We start from the raw sequence: 21,252 nt of genomic DNA on the forward strand, positions 1-21,252 counted from the left end.
GTTGCGGAATAATTCTAGGGGCTTCATCCGTCGGGTAAAAAGAGAGTTTTTTGCTGCCGACAGGAGCGGTATTTGTTTCGCTCTGTCTTGAGAGCAGGATAATGCGCGTATGAGTTTGAGATATCCTTGGCAAAGGCTGGCGCTTTTGCCACGACTGACCAAGCAGATTATTTTGATGCTGAGCGATTGCGTTCTGCTGTTGCTCAGCGCTTATCTGGCATTTGTCATTCGTCTGGGCTTTGTTTTTACGCCCAGCAAGGCACAACTTTTTCTGATTGTCATCGCGCCCATTCTGACCGTTCCGGTTTTCATCCGGTTCGGACTTTATCGGGCGATCATCCGCTATCTTGCGGAACGCGCCATCTGGCCGATCTTTCAGGCGACCGCAGTGGCGGCTCTATTCTGGGTCGCGCTGGTCTTTCTGATGGAGCTTTACGGCAATGCCGGTCTGCCGCGCTCGGTTCCGCTTCTTTATTGGCTGTTGAGCACGGTGCTGATCACGGCAAGCCGTTTCGGCGCGAAATGGTTGCTGCGCAATGCCGAAACCGGCCGGACTTATACCAGCTCGGCGCTGATCGTTGGCGTCGGAGAGCCTGCGCGCCAGCTGGCGACGGCGCTGCGCAGCCATAGCGATACGATGGTCGTTGGCTTTGTCGATCCGGCTGGGCAGCTCAAGGGCATGGATATTATCGGTCTGCGCGTCTATGGGGCTGAAGACATGCCTGCGCTTATTGAAAATTACGGCGTCAAACAGGTGCTCGTATCCGAACCGGGACTCGATCAGAAACAGCGTCAGGACTTTGCCCGTCTGCTTGGTCGGCTTCCGGTCAATACGCGGATTCTACCGCCGATTGCCGATTTGAGCGCAGGCAAATATCTCGTTTCGGCGCTGCGCAATATCGAAATCGATGACCTTCTTGGTCGCTCGCCGGTGCCACCGGATGCAGAACTGCTGCGTGAAGTGGTCGAAGGTCGCCGCATCATGGTGACGGGCGCAGGCGGCTCTATCGGCAGCCAGCTTTGCCGGACCATCGTGCAGTGGAATCCCGAATGTCTGGTGCTGTTTGAATCGAGCGAGTTCGCGCTTTATCAGATCGAGCGGCAGTTGCGACAAATTGCGTCCTGCCAGATCGTGCCGGTGCTGGGGTCCGTGCGCGACCGCGCTTATGTCGAGCAGGCGCTGCGCAATAATCACATTGACACGGTCTATCACTGCGCTGCCTATAAACATGTGCCGCTGGTCGAGAAAAATCCTCTCATCGGCATTTGCAACAATGTGTTCGGCACGCTCGACGTGGCGGAAGCCGCACTTGCAACCGACGTCGAGCGTATGGTGCTAATTTCGTCGGACAAGGCGGTTCGGCCAACGAATGTCATGGGCGCGACCAAACGCTGGGCCGAACTGGTCGTCTATTATTACGGCTTGCTGGCCGCACAGGCGGGCAAGGAAAAAGCATTCTATTCGGTCCGTTTCGGCAATGTGCTTGGTTCGAATGGCTCGGTTGTGCCGCTTTTCCGCGAGCAGATCGCCAATGGCGGGCCGATCACCCTGACTCATGAGGACATGACGCGCTATTTCATGTCGATCAAGGAAGCGGCGGAACTGATCGTGCAGTCAGGCGCGATTGCCGAATCCGGCGATACGGTGCTGCTGGAAATGGGCGAGCCAGTGAAAATCCGCGATCTGGCCGAGAACATGATCCTGCTGGCCGGTCTGACGATGCGCAATGCGGAAAACCCGAATGGCGACATCGGCATTGAAGTGACGGGCATTCGCGAAGGCGAGAAGATGTATGAAGAACTCTTCTACGATCCGTCGCAGGCGCAGACCACCCGGCATCCGAAGATCATGCGCGCGCCGAAAGGAAACAAGGCGGCCGTTAATGTGCCGGAAAGCCTTCAGCGCCTTCAGGAGGCGATGGAAAGCGGCGATGTGGAAACAGTGCGCAAGGTTCTCTTCAGCGTTATAGCTTCCTGAAACGTCCGCGAAAATCCAGCAGCAGGACCAGCGTGGCGACCACCGCGACGAGCAGGAAAGCCACGCGCGTGATCAGATGGTCAAGTGCAAGAAGCGCTATCGCACAGGCAATCAGGATGAGATTGAGAAGCGCCACGTGGCCGACGACTTTCACGACGCTCCAGCCAGCACGTTTGGCTACCTGATAGGCGTGTTTCGAATGGGCTTTCAGGATGTTCTCGCCTTGAGCAAGACGCATGATGATGGTCGAGCCTGCATCCAGAATGTAGTAAAGCGGCAAAATCAAAGCCACGACGATGTGGGTCTCGCGCGCCAGCACAAGCAGGGCCGTGCCGGTCATAAGACCGAGCGGCAAGCTTCCCGAATCACCAAGGAAAATGCGGGCAGGGGGGCGGTTGAAGAACGCGAAACCCAGCAGCGCCCCTGCGATGGCAGCGCCGAGACCACCGCTCTCCATGCCTGCGAGACCGAGTGCTGCGAGCAGTGCGACGCCTGCCAAAGGCAGCCCTAATCCCGCAACGGTCATGAGGTCGAGACCGTCCATGAAGTTCGTGACATTGATGGCGACCAGCAGCGCAAGCACGATCAATGCTGCTTCCAGCCAATGCGGTAGCAAATCCGGCAAAAGTCTGTAATCAGGTCCCAGGCCATAAAGAACGATACAGGCAGCCAAGAACTGCGATCCGAGGCGAATGACCTCAGAAAGTTCATAACGGTCATCCAGCCCTCCGACGATCCACAGCAGTCCCGATGCGCCGACCAGACAGAGCAGCAACCGATTGGCGATCTCCAGATCGATCCCGAAGATCAGCAATGTTACGAGTACGGCAGGAATAAGCGCCAGTCCGCCGATCTGCCTTGCTGCCACATTATGGTTGGAACGCGAATTCATCCGCGCAGCCAGAAAGGGAGGCGGCAGCAGGCGGGAAAGAATCACTAGGCCCAGACCGCACAGAACAGCACCGAATAAAAACGAGATTGCCAAAAAAAGCATAAGGATACCGACGGCAAATAAGACTGATAACAGGGATTATCAGCTTTGCCGTTCGACGCAAATCCCTGCTTGCATTACGGGTGGAAGAAGTACGCCGTTGAATCGGCATAGCGCTTGATCTGGTAGTTTATACACCAGCGTAGATTTCGCGAATAGGCGATTGCGCTTGCCAAATGAAGCGGCTATAAGGCCGCGCAACCGATTGCTTCGGTTTGATTTGTTGGGGCGTAGCCAAGCGGTAAGGCACCGGTTTTTGGTACCGGCATTCCCTGGTTCGAATCCAGGCGCCCCAGCCAATTCTTATAAAATTGAATTCGGAGATTTTATCAAGCTCTCCCTCTGCTGAAGCCCAAATATTGATATTTGTCGCTTGTTCGCTTAATTGTGGCGCAATGTTTGGCGATTATGTCGATGGCTAACTACGGTGTTGCCCCTCATAGGATAGGGGTGAATAAGAAGAGACTTACGTTCCAAATCTTTAGGCGATGTGGAATGTTCTTCATGGCGCAAGCGTCTTCCGGTACAGAGAGCGCACAACAAGGGGCCGGTTTCACTCGTTTTCTGCTTAAAGCACCCCAATCATCGGCAGGCGTGTGATATGGATCGCGGGCTTAACTTGATGGCTGTTTGCAGCTCAGAATTATTAAATGCACTAATGTCAAAAAGCCTCCGAATATGTGTTCTATTTTGAAATTGAGTGGTGAATGGTTCATATGAAAAGCTCTATCTTAACGGTTCACCTCATAGAACAGGTTCCATTGTGTCCGGAGTGTGAGCGCAGATTTAGAAGGCGGCGGGGCATCCTTGGGACTGCACACGTGGGATTAAGGATGGCTGCGTCGAGTGTTAGTTGGTCCGTTGTAAAGGAGTATTTAACCAAATCCTTGGTTGTGAATTGGCCTCGCACTTCTGGAGTTGCGGGCACATCAACAGTCCGTTTCCCTTCTGATCGGTAGCAGCTGTATTGTCTGTATGCGCATGGTTACAAGCAGGGTTAGACGGAATTAACTTTTTGGGTTTTGATAGAAGACGCCGAAGAAATCTGATAGCTATCCCTGGATCCGTAATGCCCCTTAAACCATCTGGTTGGAAGGTGGCGGATGTGTATGGACGTGTGAGGTTTCAAATTATCCTAAAAAACTAGTAATTTGGTTCAGGATTTGTATGTTTCTTTGGATTCGCTCTTAAGCGGGAATGGTATGAATATAAAAGTAGTTCAGATTAATTCTGGTGACTTGATAGGGCGAAGATTCAATGGATACGACTTGAAGCCTTACCTTAATCATCATGATGTCGATTCCACACAACTCGTCTACTGGAATAAGCAGTCCGACGCCGAATTTGTCTCGAAAGCGTTCGATTATCCCGGCAGTCGAATGCTCACACGTGGATTGATGAAGGTAGAAAGCCGTTTTTCTCTTCATGCACGTCTTCAACCACATTCTTGGTCTTTGCCGTATCATAAGAAAGTGCGTGAAGCAGACATCGCACATCTGCATATTATACACGATGGATATTTCAGCCTATCCGCTTTGCCGTTCTTTACGCGCAGAAAGCCGACTGTATGGACTTGGCATGACCCATGGGCTATGACGGGGCATTGCATCTACCCGATGCAATGTTCTCGCTGGATGCATGGCTGTGGCTCCTGTCCAGATCTGAATATACCCTTCGCGATGCGGGAGGACCGCACCGCGGAGCAATTTACTTGGAAAAAGAAAGTCTACAGCAAAACCAAGGCAGAAATAGTCGTCGCATCAAAGTGGATGCAAGACATGGTATCGCAATCCCCCCTTGCTGAAGACTTCAATATCACGGTTATTCCTTTTGGTTTGGATTTGGATCGCTACAAGCCGGAAGATAAAGCCAGTGCCCGTAAACGTTTGGGAGTTTTTCCTGGTCGGGCCGTCGTCTTTCTTCGGTCATCTTCTACTGGCTTCAAAGGTCTGAAGGAATTCGTTCAGGCCATCGAACGGCTTAACCCGGATATCCAGTTATGCATTATCTCACTACAGGAAACAGGTCATTTTGATCGCTTTATCGGCAAACATCAGATCATAGAGTTTGGCTGGTCTAATGACGAACAGCTTCTATTAGATGCGTATGCTGCCTGCGATTTCTTTGCGATGCCCTCCATGGCTGAAGCATTTGGACTGATGGCGATTGAGGCAATGGCGTGTGCTCGACCAGTGCTATGTTTTGATGAAACGTCACTTCCTGGGATTGCTTTTGCGCCAGATGCAGGTATTGCCGTTCCGAAGGGTGATAGTGATGCTTTGGCCCGCGCCATTGAACGATTGGTGCAAAATCCTGACGATTGCGAAAACAGGGGGAAACTTTCTCGAGTTCTCGCCGAACGTCACTACGACATTCGAGATCAGGCCCGGCTAACAGCAGATCTTTACAAGCGCGTTATGTCGCGGGTCAACAAATAAAGATTTGGTGGCAAACCATCTCGGGGCATCATGAAAATACTTCTCCTATCGGATATTCCTCCCTGTGATAATCTCACTGCGGGGCTCGTTTTATCGGCAATGGTACGGTTTGTACCGAGAGATGCTATCTGTTGTTTTACTGTTGCAAATCCCACGCTTGATATTCGTACGACACCGGAGTTTGCCAACATACCAATTGAATTTCATGCAAAGCCAAATGAAAATTGGTCTTGGTTGCCCCAGAAACGGTTCATACGCAAGCTATCTTCCGTGGCAGCGTTTGTGGGCGAGAGTTATACCGAACAAATAACTGTTCGCTCTCTGATCAATCGTGCCGTGGCTTTCGGTCGCGAGCAAAAAGTCGACCGGGTTTGGGCAGTACTCCAAGGGCAGACGACGATTCGTATGGCTGAGGCCGTCGCGCAGAAGCTTCAAGTTCCTCTGCATACGCACGTCTGGGATCCGTTCAGTTGGTGGGCGAAGGCGAACTGCTTGGATGGTGTTACAACCCGCCGTGTGCAGGCTCTTTTCGATAGAGCTATACGCAATAGTTGTCATGTGGCGGCAGCCTCGGAACCAATGGCGGAATTCTACCGGGATAGTTTTCAAGTGAAGGCTACTCCCGTTATTTCAAGCCACTCGAAATTTATGGCTCAGGTTCCGTCCGATACTGATTTGGAGCAAAAGCCTGTTGTTATTGGAATGGCCGGCCAGTTCTATGCAGCAGGCGAGTGGTTGCAGTTGGTCCATGCTTTGAGTTTAGCAAATTGGAAGATAGCAGGACGGTCGGTACGTATTGTGGTCCTGGGGCCACAGCGTCCACCCGGCGCTGTTGACAGCCACATTTCATTTCTTGGATGGAAATCTCAGCCAGAGGCTGCGCTGATTTTATCTCAATGTGACATTCTTTATTGCCCCTATCCGTTCGACCCGGGGATGAGGGAAGTGTCGCAATTTAGCTTCCCGAGCAAGTTGGTACTTTACCTAGCAGCCGGCCGCCCTATCGTCTTTCACGGGCCTGATTATGCATCGCCTGCTCGTTACATAGCGAACAGGCGATGCGGTCTTGTTGCTGACCGTATCAACGCCAGCGCTATCTATAACGAGTTGGAAAGGCTGGTTAGCGATCCCGATGCATATCGGGAAATGGCGGCGAATGCGCAGACCTCGTTCCATCTCGATTTTACACTTGAGGCGATGGAGAAGTCATTCAATGAGTTCATTGGAGGTACAATCCGCTCTGACGGTGCTGACGCGCAGATACATGATCATTCTAAACCACTAGAAGCCGGTGCATTTATTGCGCCGCAGCTTTCAGACACCGAGCGCCATCGTTCACCAGTCTGGCTGATGCGTACGTTCGGCAAAGCGGCGCTTGTGCGCTATGCGCATGTTCGTCGGCAATTTAAGGCAATGTTACGTAGATTGGCGCTCAGAATTCCGCGTTTACACAGTTTGTATCATGAGATTCACAGCCTTTATGCTGAGAAAGCGCATCTCAAGGCGATAATTGCAAGGCTGGAAGACGAGAATGCTCAACTGAACGCGTTATTGCGGGATGACACCGTTCTTTCTACAGAGACGGAGGAAACGCATATATCCGGAATCGAAGTTTCACCAAAATTCATGGCTAGTCTTTATCCGGATATGAGAACCCTTATTTTGACCAACGCTCCGGATGACCCGACATCAAAGCTTCGCACTTCTGGGAAGAGCGGGCACCCGCTTGGCAAGTATGCGGTTCAAGTCTCTGTCGGTTCCGCCAGTTTTGCACAGTTTCAAGCGCTCAACGGTCTCGATATTCGGCCGCAAGACGAGTGGAGCAAAGTTCACGAGTCGTTGCCCAAAGATGCTGTCGCGTCCTTACTCCGCTTCATCCTTCAAGAAGGTTTTGATCGTCTCATTGTATCTGGGAACGAGATGAGCGAGATTGCACTTGCCGCCGTCGCGGCTCGAATGGCATCAGTACGAGTCTCTGTAATCGTTGATACAATGCATCCTTCGTTGCAAGCAGGCTGGATGACTTCTCTGACTCATATTGATTTTGTGGATGTCAGTTCACTAGGCTCGCGGAACGAGATAGGGGGGCATTAATGCTCAGCAGCCAATATCGTCCTGATTTGCCTCCAAAAGGTTATTCGTGCTTATGACATTACATAAAGTAAATAAATTGCCTTCGACTGCGACCGCGTTGGCTAATTTCTGGTCGCACCGCAATTTGCTGGTGCAATTATGGAAGCGTGATTTCACGGTCCGCTACAAGAACGGCATACTAGGCGTCGCTTGGGCAGTTCTCAATCCACTTATGATGCTGGCGCTTTATTCTTTCGTTTTTGTTTTTGTGTTCAAAATGCGCTGGGGCGCAGGACCAGATACGAAAGGTAATTTTGTCATTCTCTTGTTTACGGGGCTTGTAGTTCACGGATTTTTCGCGGAGTTTATTACCCGGGCACCTCTCCTAATCACCACTAATGCCTCTTATGTGAAGAAAGTGGTATTCCCTGTCGAATTGCTGCCACTTGTACCGCTTCTGGGAGCCGTCATTAACTTTTTCGTCGGCATGTTACTGGTGGCATTACTGCTTTTCTATTTGCAGGGTAGTGTTCCTCTCACTATAATTTTCTTGCCAGTGATTATAGCACCCTACACAATTCTAATATTGGGCTTTTCATATTTTTTGAGTGCAACTGGGGTCTTCGTGCGCGATCTCACTCATCTTGTTGGTATTCTATCGACAGTTGCTATGTTTGCATCACCTGTCTTGTTTCCGATCGAGAATGTTCCAGAGGGTTATCGCTCCTTTCTTTACGCTAACCCCCTAACCGTCATTGTTGAGCAATTACGCGGTGTTTCTATTCTGGGCGTCCTGCCGGATTGGACAGCGTTGGGGCTTTATTCTGTTGCCGCTATCGTTGTGTTTTTTCTGGGGTTCAGCTGGTTTCAAGCCACGCGAAAAGGATTTGCCGATGTACTCTGACACGGTAATTGAAGCCGAAGATATCTCCAAGGTCTATCTGCTGTATAATAAACCAGAGGACCGGTTGAAGCAGATGTTGATTCCAAAGCTGAAGCGTCTGGCCGCACCTATTTTGGGCGGAGTAATACCTCGCGTCGCTGCGGATATGCCGCGTTATCGCGAATTTTGGGCTTTGCGTGATGTCTCCCTGAATTTGCGTGCGCATGAGACGCTCGGGATCATTGGGCAAAATGGTTCAGGCAAGTCCACCTTACTGCAGATTATCTGCGGCACTTTGATGCCGTCGAGCGGTGTCGTTCAAAGTGAAGGGCGTGTTGCGGCCTTGCTTGAACTGGGGGCCGGATTCAATCCCGATTTCACCGGCCGTGAAAACGTCTATCTTAACGCTGCAATATATGGGCTGACCACTGCGGAGATCGAACAGCGCATGGCATCGATTATTGAGTTCGCGGAAATCGGCGAGCATATTGATCAGCCAGTGAAAACCTATTCGAGTGGCATGTTCGTTCGCCTTGCCTTCAGCGTTATTGCCAATGTTGACGCAGATATTCTTATAATTGACGAAGCGTTGGCGGTGGGTGACGCCTACTTCCAGCAGAAATGTATGCGCTTCCTGCGTAAATTTCAGGAACACGGATCTATTTTCTTTGTCAGCCACGATACCGGCGCAATGATGAGTTTTTGTGATCGTGTTATCTGGCTGCATCACGGCATGATAAAGGCGCAGGGTGATCCGAAAGAAGTCTGCGAGGAGTATCTCGCCTATCTGTATCAAAAACACTCGAATGTCAGCGAAGCGGCGCTATCTCAAACTGAACTCGCGCAGGTCGTTGTTGATGAATTTGTTGCGGGGGGCGTTGAGGAGGACATCTCTACGGACGTGGAATCACTAGTAAATAAGCGCAGCTTCGGAGACGGCGGCGCAGAAATTATGGAATGCAGGCTATGCGACGAGGACGGCAAAACCCTGCAGACGATAGCTGGCGGAGAATCTGTTAGCATCCAGGTGAAGTTTCGGGCGAAAAATGAAATTAAGTCAGTCATCTCCGGTTTTGTGGTCAAAGACAGGCTTGGGCAGTACATATTTGGCGATAACACTTTTATGAGTACGGCATCTAGCCCCGTCAACCTAAAAAAGGGAGCTCAGTCGCAAGCACAGTTCAGTTTCGTTATGCCGATGCTGGCGCCTGGCACCTATTCAATCGTCATTTCCGTTGCTAGCGGAACGTTGGCGAGCCACGTTCAGCATCACTGGATCCATGAAGCTATTATCTTTCACTCCCATGCTGATATAAATACTGGAGTCATGATAAAGATACCAGTGACGGCCGAGGTTATACCGACGTGACGCAGTGCATGAATTGCGATGCAGGCATCCATTGTGAAAGATAGAAAATGAAAGTAACAGACAAAGAACTTTATCCAGATGCGCAGTCGCTGCTCGATAAAATAGATTTTGTTGTTAAAGAGACTGATATCGTACTCGATATTGGCTGTGGTATTGTGCCGATGAACTATTTTCGGCCCAAACTTCATATCATGGCCGAGCCATGGGATGAATATTCGAATATTCTCCAACACAGGCACGCGAACGACAAGAGCATTCTGATTGTAAAGCTTGGCGCACTTGAAACCCTTGCGGCATTTCATGACAATTCAATTGACAGCATCTTTCTGCTGGACGTGATTGAGCATCTCGAAAAGGATGTTGGTTTTAACGTGATTTCGGAAATAGAAAGGGTGGCACGTCGGCAAGCCGTTATTTTCACCCCTCTGGGGTTTATGCCGCAGCATATGGAAGCCGGCGAACCCGACGCTTGGGGGCTATTGGGTGGCGAAATGCAAGAACATAAATCCGGGTGGTTGCCCGAAGATTTTTCGCCCGGATGGAAGTTCTATGTTTGTGAAACTTATCACAATAAGAATTTCAAGGGGGAGCAGTTGGAAAAGCCTCATGGAGCTTTTTTCGCTATTCGCAATTTCGAACAGAAACAATCTGCTCCCCCTAAAAACATCTCAGACATTCGGAGGCCTTTGCCCTCTGAGATTGCGCTTCAAAAATTACAGACCTCTATGAATGAAATAATGGAACGGAATCAATCGCTAGAGGCTGAAAAGATATCGCTAGAGGCTGAAAAGATATCGCTAGAGGCTGAAAAGATATCGCTAGAGGCTGAAAAGATATCGCTTGCCGAAAGTCTACAAATGGAGATATCGAGGCTTTCCTCGCAAAATGCCAAAAACTTAAGAGAGTTGCAGGCAATCAAGGAGAGTAGGCTTTATAAGGCCCTAAGTATCTTGCGCCACCCTTTCTCGACCAAACGCTGATAATGCCGACCATTCCTGCTAAAAATACATGGGGAATCACTACTGTAGTTCGCGATGTTAGCCATTTTGGCGGGGGGATGCTTAATGTCGCCCGCCCCGTGCATACAGGTTTGTCGAACCGTGGCGCTGATGCTGTTTTCATCAGTGGAAATGCACCATGCAGTCCTGTTGACATGGGCTATGTTGTTGGAATGGACGGACGGGGTTTTGCGAAACTGCCAGTATCTTTGATGCGTTCTATAGCGCATATCCATGGTATCTGGACAATGTTCGAGTATCGGGCTTTCAAAGAGGCGCGACGGCGCAATGCTCGTATCGCTATAAGCCCCCACGGGGCTCTTGAAGCATGGGCGTTCTATCACAAACATGCCAAGAAGCGCATTGCTTGGTGGCTATATCAGAAGCGTATTCTGCAAGCTGCCGACCTACTGGTCGTGAACTCCGTCCAGGAGTTACATCGACTTCGGGAACTAGGGCTTAAACCCCCGATCGCCACGATTGCCAATGGTGTTGATCTTGAGGGTTTTTCCTCTCTTGATGAAAATGGACAGGAACGCGAACGTATTGTCCTGTTTTTTTCTCGCATTGATCCGAAGAAAGGTGTCCCTGACCTCATTGAAGCCTGGATTGCTCTCCAACCTAAGAATGGCTATCGTTTACACATACATGGTCATGGCGAGGCAGCTTATGTTGCAACGTTAAAGCAGCGAATAGCGGCCACTGGCCTGAACGATATCTCTCTGCTCCCTCCAGTATTTGGAGCCGCACGCTGGGACGTGTTTCGAAAAGCGTCGATTTACGTACTGCCAAGTTATTCGGAGAATTTTGGAATTACCGTTGCCGAAGCGCTAACAGCCGGTTTGCCGGTCATAACAACCAAGGCAACACCATGGGCAGATCTCAGCGAGACAGGGCTGGGCTGGATCATAGATAATGACGTACGGCAACTGCGCGATGCCTTGGGAGCTGCAACCAGTCTCGATGCCTCGCATTTGTCTGCAATCCGACACAAAGCGCACATCTATGCGCGGGAACTGTATAATTGGGAGATAATTGCACAGCGCTATTTGGAGACGTACGCATGGCTAGCATCGCCTTCAATACCATGTCCTGATTGGGTTGATCACGGTTGAAGTGATGCGCATTCTGATCGTCTCACAGTATTTTTGGCCTGAATCATTTGTTATAAATGATCTTGCCCTGTCACTAGCGCGACAAGGACACAAAATTACGGTCGTAACGGGGAAGCCCAATTATCCGAGCGGCCAAATTGCCGACGGTTACACTCTCTCTGGAATAGACCGCGACGTTTTTGCCGGATGTGTTGAAGTTATCAGGGTGCCTATCCGACCGAGGGGCCGTGCGGGTGCTATAGCGTTGTCCCTAAATTATTTATCATTTGTGGTGTCGGGCCTTCTGCGTTTCCCAAGTCTATTACGTGGGCGTGCATTCGACGCTGTACTTTTCTTCGGCGTTTCACCTTTAACCGCGGCGATTCCCGCAACCGTGATTGCCCGACAGAAGAAAGCTCACTTAGCATTATGGATTCAGGACATTTGGCCGGAAAGCCTTTCAGCTACGGGGTTTGTGAACAGTCGCTTGGCGCTTTGGTTGGTTGGACGCATGATGCGCATGATCTATAGTCAAGCTGATACGCTGTTGTTGCAGTCCGCAGCATTTGAGCAGCCCGTTGCAGAACATGCGGATCGCGAGAAGTTTGTTTATTTTCCCAATCCAGCACCTGCGGTCGAAAATGTCGACCATTTATTGCCGCTTGAACTAGAGGTGAATTTTCAGGATTGTTTTCCAATAGTATTTGCAGGCAATCTCGGCCGCGCGCAATCTATTGAGACTATTTTAGAGGCGGCGTGCCATTTGCGGGATCATCCGCAAATCCGTTTCGTCATTATTGGCACCGGTAGCGAAGCGGACCGCTTGCGTCAATTGATAGTGAGTAGAGGGCTGCACAACATTTGCATGACCGGTCAGGTCGAGCGATCACTCATGCCGGCAGTATTTCAGCGTGCAGGGGCGCTCCTGGTGACGCTGAAAAACGAGCCGGTTCTCAGAACCGTGGTGCCGAGCAAGGTTCAGGCCTACATGCAGGCGGGAAAGCCTATCGTTGGTGCATTGAACGGCGAGGGTGCCAACATTATCAAAACTGCGGGTTGCGGCCTCGTCGTGGAAGCTGAAGATGGTTTGGGGCTGGTCAAATCGATTATGACCTTGTACTCCATGCCAGAACAGAAAAGGGTGGAAATAGGGCTGGCGGGCCGTCAGTACTTTGAAACCCACTTCGAAGCAGGTAATGCAGCTATAAGACTGATCAAAATCCTTGAAACCAGGATAGGAGCTCGCCAAAGTGACTAGGAAGAAAACGCTTGTTCTGGGCGCTAGCGGTATGCTTGGGAGTGCGGTGTTTCGAGCGTTGCATGGAGCAGCGAACCACCATGCAGTGGCAACAGTACGAAACGCTTCCTTGATGCGCTATTTTTCGGTCGAGCAGCAAGTCGACATCATTTCTGGTATTGATGTCCTTGATAGTGATTCTCTGGTTGCACTGTTAGGTGCGGTTAAACCTGATGTAATTATCAACTGCGTTGGTCTGATTAAGCAGCTCGCAGCTTCGAAGGATCCTTTGGTGGCCTTGCCGCTAAATGCACTCTTTCCGCATAAGTTAGTCCGTCTCGCTGCGCTATCTGGGGCACGCGTAATACATATCAGTACGGACTGTGTTTTCTCTGGGTCAAAAGGAAAATACACGGAAGAAAGCACAGCAGATGCGACAGATCTTTACGGCGTCTCCAAACATCTGGGCGAAGTCACCGAATATCAGAACGCTGTAACTTTAAGAACATCAATCATTGGACGCGAGCTTACATCTTCTAATTCATTGGTCGATTGGTTTCTGTCGCAGAAAGATCAGGTTAAAGGTTATGAGAAGGCGATTTTTTCCGGCCTTCCGACCTGCGAATTGGCCGCTGTCATAAGAGACGTAGTTATCGAAACTCCTACGCTCTGTGGACTGTACCATGTCTCAGCCAAGGCAATTTCAAAGTACGAGCTTTTGCGATTGATTGCCGCCGAATATAAAAAAGAAATTACAATCATTCCGGATGATAGCGTCAGCATTGATCGTTCGCTGGACTCGTCGAAATTTTCCGGGGCGACAGGTTATATTGCTGCTGAGTGGCCTGAGTTGATTAAGCGCATGCACGAAACAGATTTCCGTGGAGATAAATAGAATGTTTAACGACAAGACCCTTCTTATTACGGGCGGTACCGGTTCTTTTGGAAATGCTGTCCTGCGCCGCTTTCTTGATACGGCGGTAAAGGAGATTCGTATCTTCAGCCGTGACGAAAAGAAACAAGAAGATATGCGCATTGAACTCAATAACGAGAAGCTGAAATTCTTCATCGGTGACGTGCGCAACTATGACAGTATAAGGGATGCAATGACCGGCGTGGATTATGTCTTCCATGCCGCGGCGTTGAAGCAGGTTCCATCTTGCGAGTTTTACCCGATGGAAGCGTTGCGGACGAATGTGCTTGGAACGGAAAATGTTCTAACGGCTGCGGCGGAAAAGGGTGTGCAGCGCGTTGTATTTCTGAGTACCGACAAGGCAGTTTACCCGATCAATGCTATGGGCTTGTCTAAAGCCATGGCAGAAAAGGTGGTTGTCGCGAAGTCGCGCATGATGAACGGCGGCTCTGTCCTCTGCGCTACTCGTTACGGCAATGTCATGGCCTCGCGTGGATCGGTCATCCCACTTTTTATTAGCCAGATTAAAGCTGGACGACAGTTAACAATTACTGACCCGCATATGACGCGCTTCCTGATGTCACTTGAGGACTCGGTTGATCTGGTGCTGCATGCGTACGAAAACGGCTCCCAAGGTGACATTTTCGTCCAGAAGGCCCCGGCGTCAACACTGGAGGATTTGGCGCTTGCGTTGAAGGATTTGTTCAATGCCAGCAACCCAATTAAGGTTATCGGTACCCGTCATGGAGAAAAACTTTACGAAACACTCGTTGCGCGCGAAGAAATGGCGAAAGCCCAAGACCTTGGCCGTTACTATCGCATTCCAGCAGACAATAGAGATCTAAATTATAACAAGTATTTTGTTGAAGGTGAGCAAAAGATATCGGAGATTGATGACTATACATCTCACAATACAGAGCGGCTGAATGTAGAGGGTGTTAAGAAGTTACTTCTATCACTGGATTATATACAGCAAGAGCTCGTATCGTAGAGACGGTTTTCAATCGACTATATGTTACCGAAAGCAGGAAATGCCATGTTGAAGGTCATGACTCTGGTTGGCACACGACCGGAACTTATCAAGATGAGCCGTGTGATTGCAGAACTTGACGCGCATGTGAACCACGTGCTTGTGCATTCCGGCCAAAACTATGACTATGAACTCAATCAGGTTTTTTTTGACGACTTGGAAATTCGGAAACCTGATTATTTTCTGGGGGCTGCCGGGGAAACTGCAGCGAAAACCATTGCGGACGTTATCTCCAAAACAGATGAAGTTCTTGAAATGGAAAAGCCGGATGCGTTGATGCTTTATGGCGACACGAACACGTGTCTTGCCGTCATCGCCGCCAAACGTCGCAAGATTCCCGTTTTTCATATGGAAGCGGGTAATCGCTGCTTCGACCAACGAGTGCCCGAAGAATTGAACCGAAAGGTTCTGGATCACCTCAGTGATATCAATCTCGTATTGACGGAACATGCGCGTCGCTATCTGATTGCCGAAGGCATTCGACCGGAGACGATCATTAAGAGCGGCTCCCACATGCAGGAAGTCCTAGATTTCTATATGCCGAAGATTGCTGCGTCCGACGTGCTCGATCGTATGCAACTCGAAAAAAGCAAGTATTTTATTGTGAGCCTCCATCGCGAAGAGAATGTGGATGCGCCAGAAAACCTACTGGATTTGTTGCAGACCCTCAAAGACTTGGCTGAACAGTATGGTTATCCGATACTGATTTCCACTCATCCTCGGACGAGAAAGCGACTGGATGCTCTGGGTGAACCGATTGAACACCCGTTGTTGCATTTTATGAAACCCTTTGGCTTCGTTGACTATATTCGTTTGCAAATGTCGGCTTTTTGTGTGCTGTCAGACAGCGGCACGATTACTGAGGAGGCGTCCCTTCTCAATCTTCCTGCCATTACGTTGCGTAATGCGCATGAGCGGCCTGAGGGAATGGACGTCGGAACATTAGTCATGAGTGGCTTGCGCAGCACAAGGGTACTTGAAGCTGTGGCTATCGTTACAGATCAACATCGCGAGAGCGTGTTCCGTACAGTTGGTGATTATAAAGCTGGGCCGGTATCAAAGCAGATACTACGTGTCGTTCTCAGCTACGTAGATTATGTAAACCGCACGGTCTGGCATAAGAACTAAAAAACAATTGGGCGAGATTTGAGTCGTCCCGCCTAACAGCGGCGGGGCGAGGAATATTCTCAACTTAATCAGGGAAAAAGTTTGTTACCGTAAGGTAGCAGGCGCACAGCAAAGGTTATAGCTCCACTGACAATAAAAACCAATATAATAAGAACGGGGATTTCAAAATAAGCGTATTTTATTTGCGTAAAATTAAATATATCTATGATGTATCGCAAAACTATTGCGTGAACGATGTATATTCCAAAGGATAATCTGACTGAAGCACTCTTTATGACGGGCTGCATACGCAATGGAAGTCGTTGTCCCAGGTACCGTAGAAATACGAATGCGCCCAACGCCGCGATCACAACGGTCGTAGTTTCGTAACTGTAAAATAGCTCTGTTTTATCTCCAGTACTGGAATAAATCGCCGTAAATAACGCCGTCAGGCTAGAACTTGCAAAATACGTTACCAAGCCAATGAGAAACAACTTTCGGCTTTCCGTAATTGCTAGCAACACAGCGCCAGCCAGCATATAGCCGGCGTAGAGTGGAAAGTAAGATAGATCTATACCAAGCCATCTAGTTTCTGTCGTTTTGGCGATTGTCGGCAATAGTGAGGCGCCAACAAACCAAGCTGCCAAGTAAATGTACTTTTGTAACTTATCCGATTTGGCATAAAAAGATTGTAAAACAGGGAGAAAAATATAAAGGCCCATTAAGGTATACAAAAACCAAAAGTGGAATACTACCGGCCCCAATAAAAAATATCGAAGTGCTGATAATGAAAATAGAGACGGAGCTGCCGTCGGCCATGAATACCCCCACAGCATCCCAGTTTCGTGATACCAAAGGAGATAAATAGCAGACCAGAACGCGAGAGGGATCAGGAACTTTATTATCCGGTCAAATGTCTTTGAAGCCTTGTCTTTCCTTGTAAGTAAAACGGCACCGCTGACCATAAAAAACAATGGTACGCAGATTCGTGAAAAACTGTCGATGATGTTGACCGTGGTCCATCCATTATCAATGTGATAAAAATACTCGCCGGTTGAATGTACTGCTATCACCATGACGGCCGCGACTAATCGAACGAAGTCCAGCCCAATATCACGGCCATCTCGCTGTGCTTCTGCCTTTGCGTTTACGGTACTAACGTTTGTTAATTGTTGGTCAGTGATGGCATCACCCGTTCGTATTTTTTCCAAGATCTTTTCTCTGCATTAACCACTAAAACAGCCGTGTACATCTTTACCTAAGGGAGGATAGGTTTAGCAAAGGCGATTTTTATATGGTCCTGATTTTTCGTCGGCTATGACAAGCATTTTTACGGCCCAGAGGAGAGTTGTCTTGTAGCAGACGCATCAACCGCGTGTTAAAAGGGACATGTTACAGTGTTAACGAACAAAAACTTTGCTTTTCTATTTCCTTATAAAGTCATTCGATTTGAGCCGAGATTCTTCGTGAGTATCAGATGCAGACGGCGTTTTTTCTTCATTGAACTGATACAATGAGCAACAACCGAAATTACCGCAGAATACAAACCGAGAATCTTTAAGAATTGTGTCTTCAATTGCTTGGAATACACCGTACGGATGATCCGAATCCGCGTTTCCGGGATTGATTACATCATGAAAAAGAACAAAACCATCATCAAGTAAAAGATTTTGTAATCTGGAAGCTGCTTCGTAGGTGGCGTCGTAGCCGCGTCAATGATCCACAAAAACGAACCCGAACTTACGGTCCATTTTAACGAGTTCATCCAACCGAAGCGTAGCATCCATCACAACAAAATTGACGCGGTCGGTACCGACGCGTGCTGCTATACTCTCCCGAGCTTGGATATTGGTAGCCAAGTCTATATCAATAGTTTCCAATATACAATCTGACCGCTTTGAAAGCGCTTCGAGTAAAATGGTGGTAGAAAGTCCCTTATGCGTTCCAAGTTCCAGGATGTCCCCTTTCCCGAGAGCGGCCATCTCGTAGAGCTTCAGCGCGTCGCCATGCGTCAAATAACCCTCGATGCCGATATCGATGCACACATCAATTTGATGCATTCCAGTCTTGGCGCGGGCGATTTCTTCATGCCTTTCATCGATGAAATCTACGGCGCTGATTGTGGGTCTGTGCGGGTAAACCAATTCGTTAAAATCGAGCTCAGCGATTCTCTCGAGCGTGACCCAAGTTTCAGGATACAATGTCGGACTGGAAATTGTGTTCTTCATTCAATTCATCCTTAGCCTACCAAGGCGTCCAATGTCGCATTACCCCGCGCCTGTGAAACTTTCAGCCGCAGAAAAAAGTAAAACTTTGCGCTGTTGGGACTTTGATAGAAAATTTTCTATTGTCGCGTTCAAAAAGGAATACACTTGAGAAAAAAAGAAATATAACTAAATTAACAACGTTGGACCAACCGCCTCCATTTTACCTCGATTGCAACAATGGCACCTGTTTGAATAAATTTCAAGTCTCTGCCAACGTCGGTTTCGCTCTGGTCCTTGCCTCAAACTCAAACTCAACTTGACCTTAATAATTTTCAATGCCATAGCACCCCGTAGTAGCGTCTTACTCTATTTTATATTTTGGAGTAGACATAAGTATTTACATGGAAGCGAATAGAGTATGGGAAATAAAGCCAGCGTTGATCTTACGATCGTTGTCCCCTCGTTCGTGATCTGCACCGACGTGGATATGGCGCGGTCGTCAGATATGGTGCTGCTCATGGAGTTGGACGATACTGTATTTTTGTCTCCGCCGATGCTGTTGACCCGATTTCACTCATCCCACAGCTATATGAAGAGATGGAGAAGGGGGCTACATTGGCGCAGTGCTCCCGTTATTTAGCTGATGGTGATGCAAATACAATTCCCTTTAAGTATAAATTCTTTCAATTTTTCTTCAGAATTGGCGTTCGCATTGCTCTGGGGCAGTATATTCCAGATTCGACCTATGCATTTAAAATGTTCAAACGGCGCCAGGCATTAGGAATTGGATTGGCACAGAATAGATTCGGTATTGGCCCAGAGATTACTTTTAAATCTATTCTAACAGGTGGTGAAATTAAGTATATCCATGGTGCACAAGGGGTTCGGGCGCGCGGAGTGTCCAAATTTATTTTTCACAAAGAAGGTATTGGATTTGGTTACTGTTTGCTGCGGGCCTTTCTTCATAGACGTAAAATAGTATACTGGTTTTGAGTGCTGTTTCAATGAAAAGCACATTGATGCAATCAAGGCGAATCCATTCCTTATCGGGCGTTTTTGTAGCGCTATTATTGCTCGCGCTAACGTTTTCTGACGTCATTTTTGGTGGTGCCAGCATTCGCGTGACGGACCAGCTGAACGGTGCGCTTAGTGGACTGAGGTCCTCGGCGCCCTTTCCTGTTCCTCGGCACACGCAGTGGTGGAGCGGGCAAGCTGATAATGGTGGCGCAGCCTTTCAGTCAGAGCCTATGGCGGAGTTTGTAAAGTCTACCCTTTGGAGTGGCGATTCTTTATATTAGAACCCATTTTCCGGAAGTGGCGCTTTAGGGCCAGAAACCTTGGTCGATTTGAAGCTATCCTTGTTCACGCTTCTCTATTCGCTTGTTGGTGGCGGTAGTCTCGCGTATAATTTTATCTTTCTAGCATCGTACTTTGTCGGGCTCGTTTCAATTTACATTTGCGCTCGAACATATTTAGAAATGTCTGAACTGGGCGCGGTAGGGGTATGCACCTTTTTTCTGTTGAACGGCTATTCAACTGCGTCGCTCGGCTCTAATGTTACGCTTTCCTATCCTCTCGCTCCTCTTCTTCTGCTCGCGACATTATCGGTTATAACCCGGGCGACAGCTGGTACGGTCAGCATCTTTGCGCTTTAGCTCGCAGCAATCTTGTCGTTCACTTTCATGCCAACCACGATTACAACTCTCATAGCGGTTGGTGTTATTTCTGGTGCGTATCTGGCTACAAAGCTCGCCCGAGAAAGCAATTTGTTGAAAAGTTTCGTTGAGTCGATTTGGCCGATGCTCGTAGGTGTATTCATTGCGGCATTGATAGTTTCGCCTATCTACATTCCTTTAATTGAGAATTTGGAATTTTCAGGAACGTTGGATGATTACTCAAAAAGGGTGTTTTTTGGAATATTTTTTCCTCAGGCCATTACTTCCTTTTTTTCTCCGAGTCTTTTCTTTGAATCGTATAATGCAATGGAGAGCAAGGCTCGATTATACTACTACGGATACAGATCTTTTCCGTGGAATACCGTATATCATTTGGGGCTCATCGGGGTTCTCTTTGCTGTGACGGCAATCCCAAAAAGCGGAAAAATTAGTTGGATTAGTATTGCGTGTGTTTCAATTGTGTTTGGCACATTGGTGCGACTTTTTGCTCCGGAGCTTATTGAGTATATTTTTTCTAAGATTCCGGTGATTGGAAATATTGGATATCAATATTGGTGGCCGTGCATAGTTATACCAATGTCGTTTCTTATTGGTTATGGAATAGATAATATTAAAAGCGATAATGCAAGAGTTTTACCGGTTGCCGTTGCTCTGGGCACTTTTCTTGCAGCCGTCATCTATGTGTGGTCGATATAAAAGAGAAGTCTTAATTGGTATGCTTGGGTTGTGTGTCTTATTCACCCTGCTCTTCGCTGTGCCACGTTTGGGGACCTCCAAGACCAGAGTCGCGGTAACGATTGCGCTTGCCATGGTTATGTTTGGGGAACTCGCTGTAGACGCGAAGATGGTCAGGCTCCCACGAAGTGATCTTTTCAGTGCACCACCTAGCGCAATACAGTTCGTAAAAGAAAACATAGGGCTTCACCGCACGCTAAATTTTGGACAAACCGGCCTATATCCTGAACTGAGCTCAGCTTTTGGCATTCAGGAAATCAGTTCTATGAATTCTGCAACGATGGCGGCATATCTCGATTTTTTCTATTCAGCTGTTAAACTTGCCCCTGCACAAAGACTGGGTGTCAGTGACGTATACCCCAAAGGGGCGTTCCCTACGCTGTACCTTTCACAAGATGATCCATCTGCAAATCAGATTGACCTCGAAAAGCTGCGTCTGCTCGGTGTTAGAGTCCGTTTGATAATTTGCTTTAATGGCTGATACGGCGCAACAACAGGCTCCCCATGGCGACGTGGATCATCG

General features: G+C 48.7%; 17 protein-coding genes and 1 tRNA gene. 15 read left to right on the forward strand and 3 right to left on the reverse strand.

Going from position 1 to position 21,252, the window contains the following annotated elements; translation table 11 throughout:
• Positions 1 to 109: 109 nt before the first annotated feature.
• Positions 110 to 1,978 (forward strand): polysaccharide biosynthesis protein, encoded by a 1,869-nt coding sequence (locus tag FIC94_RS21555; RefSeq protein WP_140026368.1) that lies wholly within the window; start codon positions 110 to 112, stop codon positions 1,976 to 1,978.
• Here the strand turns inward: FIC94_RS21555 and FIC94_RS21560 are convergent.
• On the reverse strand, positions 1,965 to 2,972 hold the full coding sequence (locus FIC94_RS21560; RefSeq protein ID WP_140026369.1) for an MraY family glycosyltransferase: 1,008 nt from the start codon (positions 2,970 to 2,972) through the stop codon (positions 1,965 to 1,967). The genes FIC94_RS21555 and FIC94_RS21560 overlap by 14 nt on opposite strands.
• Before the next feature lie 221 nt (positions 2,973 to 3,193).
• Between FIC94_RS21560 and FIC94_RS21565 the strand changes: the two genes are divergently transcribed.
• From FIC94_RS21565 to wecB, 11 genes are all read left to right on the forward strand, one after another.
• Positions 3,194 to 3,268 (forward strand) — tRNA-Gln (locus tag FIC94_RS21565).
• A 903-nt stretch (positions 3,269 to 4,171) separates the two neighbouring features.
• Positions 4,172 to 5,407, forward strand: a complete 1,236-nt coding sequence (locus tag FIC94_RS21570) for a glycosyltransferase family 4 protein (RefSeq protein WP_140026370.1) — start codon at positions 4,172 to 4,174, stop codon at positions 5,405 to 5,407.
• A gap of 30 nt (positions 5,408 to 5,437) precedes the next feature.
• A complete protein-coding gene (locus tag FIC94_RS21575) occupies positions 5,438 to 7,501 on the forward strand; it encodes a glycosyltransferase (RefSeq protein WP_140026371.1) in 2,064 nt (687 codons plus the stop codon).
• Positions 7,502 to 7,553: 52 nt separating this feature from the next.
• Positions 7,554 to 8,384: an ABC transporter permease gene (locus tag FIC94_RS21580; protein ID WP_140026372.1), complete on the forward strand. Its 831-nt coding sequence runs from the start codon at positions 7,554 to 7,556 to the stop codon at positions 8,382 to 8,384.
• Positions 8,374 to 9,732, forward strand: coding sequence for an ABC transporter ATP-binding protein (locus FIC94_RS21585; protein WP_140026373.1), 1,359 nt, complete (start codon positions 8,374 to 8,376; stop codon positions 9,730 to 9,732). The genes FIC94_RS21580 and FIC94_RS21585 overlap by 11 nt, the downstream gene beginning before the upstream one ends.
• 47 nt (positions 9,733 to 9,779) lie before the next feature.
• Positions 9,780 to 10,712, forward strand: coding sequence for a methyltransferase domain-containing protein (locus tag FIC94_RS21590; RefSeq protein ID WP_140026374.1), 933 nt, complete (start codon positions 9,780 to 9,782; stop codon positions 10,710 to 10,712).
• A 2-nt stretch (positions 10,713 to 10,714) separates the two neighbouring features.
• Positions 10,715 to 11,845, forward strand: coding sequence for a glycosyltransferase (locus FIC94_RS21595; RefSeq protein WP_140026375.1), 1,131 nt, complete (start codon positions 10,715 to 10,717; stop codon positions 11,843 to 11,845).
• A gap of 4 nt (positions 11,846 to 11,849) precedes the next feature.
• Positions 11,850 to 13,082 (forward strand): glycosyltransferase family 4 protein, encoded by a 1,233-nt coding sequence (locus tag FIC94_RS21600; RefSeq protein ID WP_140026376.1) that lies wholly within the window; start codon positions 11,850 to 11,852, stop codon positions 13,080 to 13,082.
• Positions 13,075 to 13,956: a dTDP-4-dehydrorhamnose reductase family protein gene (locus tag FIC94_RS21605; RefSeq protein WP_235892090.1), complete on the forward strand. Its 882-nt coding sequence runs from the start codon at positions 13,075 to 13,077 to the stop codon at positions 13,954 to 13,956. The genes FIC94_RS21600 and FIC94_RS21605 overlap by 8 nt, the downstream gene beginning before the upstream one ends.
• A gap of 1 nt (position 13,957) precedes the next feature.
• Positions 13,958 to 14,965: a polysaccharide biosynthesis protein gene (locus FIC94_RS21610; protein ID WP_140026377.1), complete on the forward strand. Its 1,008-nt coding sequence runs from the start codon at positions 13,958 to 13,960 to the stop codon at positions 14,963 to 14,965.
• A 45-nt stretch (positions 14,966 to 15,010) separates the two neighbouring features.
• Positions 15,011 to 16,132 (forward strand): non-hydrolyzing UDP-N-acetylglucosamine 2-epimerase, encoded by a 1,122-nt coding sequence (gene wecB, locus FIC94_RS21615; protein WP_140026378.1) that lies wholly within the window; start codon positions 15,011 to 15,013, stop codon positions 16,130 to 16,132.
• Positions 16,133 to 16,200: 68 nt separating this feature from the next.
• Here wecB and FIC94_RS21620 read toward each other — a convergent pair whose 3' ends face one another.
• On the reverse strand, positions 16,201 to 17,322 hold the full coding sequence (locus tag FIC94_RS21620; RefSeq protein ID WP_140026379.1) for an acyltransferase: 1,122 nt from the start codon (positions 17,320 to 17,322) through the stop codon (positions 16,201 to 16,203).
• Positions 17,323 to 17,823: 501 nt separating this feature from the next.
• A complete protein-coding gene (locus tag FIC94_RS21625) occupies positions 17,824 to 18,339 on the reverse strand; it encodes a class I SAM-dependent methyltransferase (RefSeq protein ID WP_140026380.1) in 516 nt (171 codons plus the stop codon).
• Positions 18,340 to 18,789: 450 nt separating this feature from the next.
• Between FIC94_RS21625 and FIC94_RS21630 the strand changes: the two genes are divergently transcribed.
• The 3 genes from FIC94_RS21630 (at position 18,790) to FIC94_RS21640 (ending at position 21,210) form a co-directional block, all read left to right on the forward strand.
• Positions 18,790 to 19,311: a glycosyltransferase gene (locus FIC94_RS21630; RefSeq protein ID WP_140026381.1), complete on the forward strand. Its 522-nt coding sequence runs from the start codon at positions 18,790 to 18,792 to the stop codon at positions 19,309 to 19,311.
• Between the two features lie 689 nt (positions 19,312 to 20,000).
• Positions 20,001 to 20,690, forward strand: coding sequence for a hypothetical protein (locus tag FIC94_RS21635; RefSeq protein ID WP_140026382.1), 690 nt, complete (start codon positions 20,001 to 20,003; stop codon positions 20,688 to 20,690).
• A gap of 304 nt (positions 20,691 to 20,994) precedes the next feature.
• The gene (locus tag FIC94_RS21640; RefSeq protein ID WP_140026383.1) at positions 20,995 to 21,210 is read left to right on the forward strand and encodes a hypothetical protein; all 216 of its coding nucleotides are present in this window, start codon (positions 20,995 to 20,997) and stop codon (positions 21,208 to 21,210) included.
• The last annotated feature ends 42 nt before the right edge of the window (positions 21,211 to 21,252 follow it).

This window comes from Ochrobactrum teleogrylli, assembly GCF_006376685.1.
In the GTDB taxonomy this organism is placed as follows: Bacteria; Pseudomonadota; Alphaproteobacteria; order Rhizobiales; family Rhizobiaceae; genus Brucella; species Brucella teleogrylli.

Coding starts and splice junctions, on each gene's coding strand:
- FIC94_RS21575 (WP_140026371.1), top strand. CDS start 5,438: ATGAAAATACTTCTCCTATCGGATATTCCTCCCTGTGATAATCTCACT.
- FIC94_RS21555 (WP_140026368.1), top strand. CDS start 110: ATGAGTTTGAGATATCCTTGGCAAAGGCTGGCGCTTTTGCCACGACTG.
- FIC94_RS21610 (WP_140026377.1), top strand. CDS start 13,958: ATGTTTAACGACAAGACCCTTCTTATTACGGGCGGTACCGGTTCTTTT.
- FIC94_RS21600 (WP_140026376.1), top strand. CDS start 11,850: ATGCGCATTCTGATCGTCTCACAGTATTTTTGGCCTGAATCATTTGTT.
- FIC94_RS21625 (WP_140026380.1), bottom strand. CDS start 18,339: ATGAAGAACACAATTTCCAGTCCGACATTGTATCCTGAAACTTGGGTC.
- FIC94_RS21585 (WP_140026373.1), top strand. CDS start 8,374: ATGTACTCTGACACGGTAATTGAAGCCGAAGATATCTCCAAGGTCTAT.
- FIC94_RS21590 (WP_140026374.1), top strand. CDS start 9,780: ATGAAAGTAACAGACAAAGAACTTTATCCAGATGCGCAGTCGCTGCTC.
- FIC94_RS21595 (WP_140026375.1), top strand. CDS start 10,715: ATGCCGACCATTCCTGCTAAAAATACATGGGGAATCACTACTGTAGTT.
- FIC94_RS21635 (WP_140026382.1), top strand. CDS start 20,001: ATGCCAACCACGATTACAACTCTCATAGCGGTTGGTGTTATTTCTGGT.
- FIC94_RS21570 (WP_140026370.1), top strand. CDS start 4,172: ATGAATATAAAAGTAGTTCAGATTAATTCTGGTGACTTGATAGGGCGA.
- FIC94_RS21580 (WP_140026372.1), top strand. CDS start 7,554: ATGACATTACATAAAGTAAATAAATTGCCTTCGACTGCGACCGCGTTG.
- FIC94_RS21560 (WP_140026369.1), bottom strand. CDS start 2,972: ATGCTTTTTTTGGCAATCTCGTTTTTATTCGGTGCTGTTCTGTGCGGT.
- wecB (WP_140026378.1), top strand. CDS start 15,011: ATGTTGAAGGTCATGACTCTGGTTGGCACACGACCGGAACTTATCAAG.
- FIC94_RS21640 (WP_140026383.1), top strand. CDS start 20,995: ATGAATTCTGCAACGATGGCGGCATATCTCGATTTTTTCTATTCAGCT.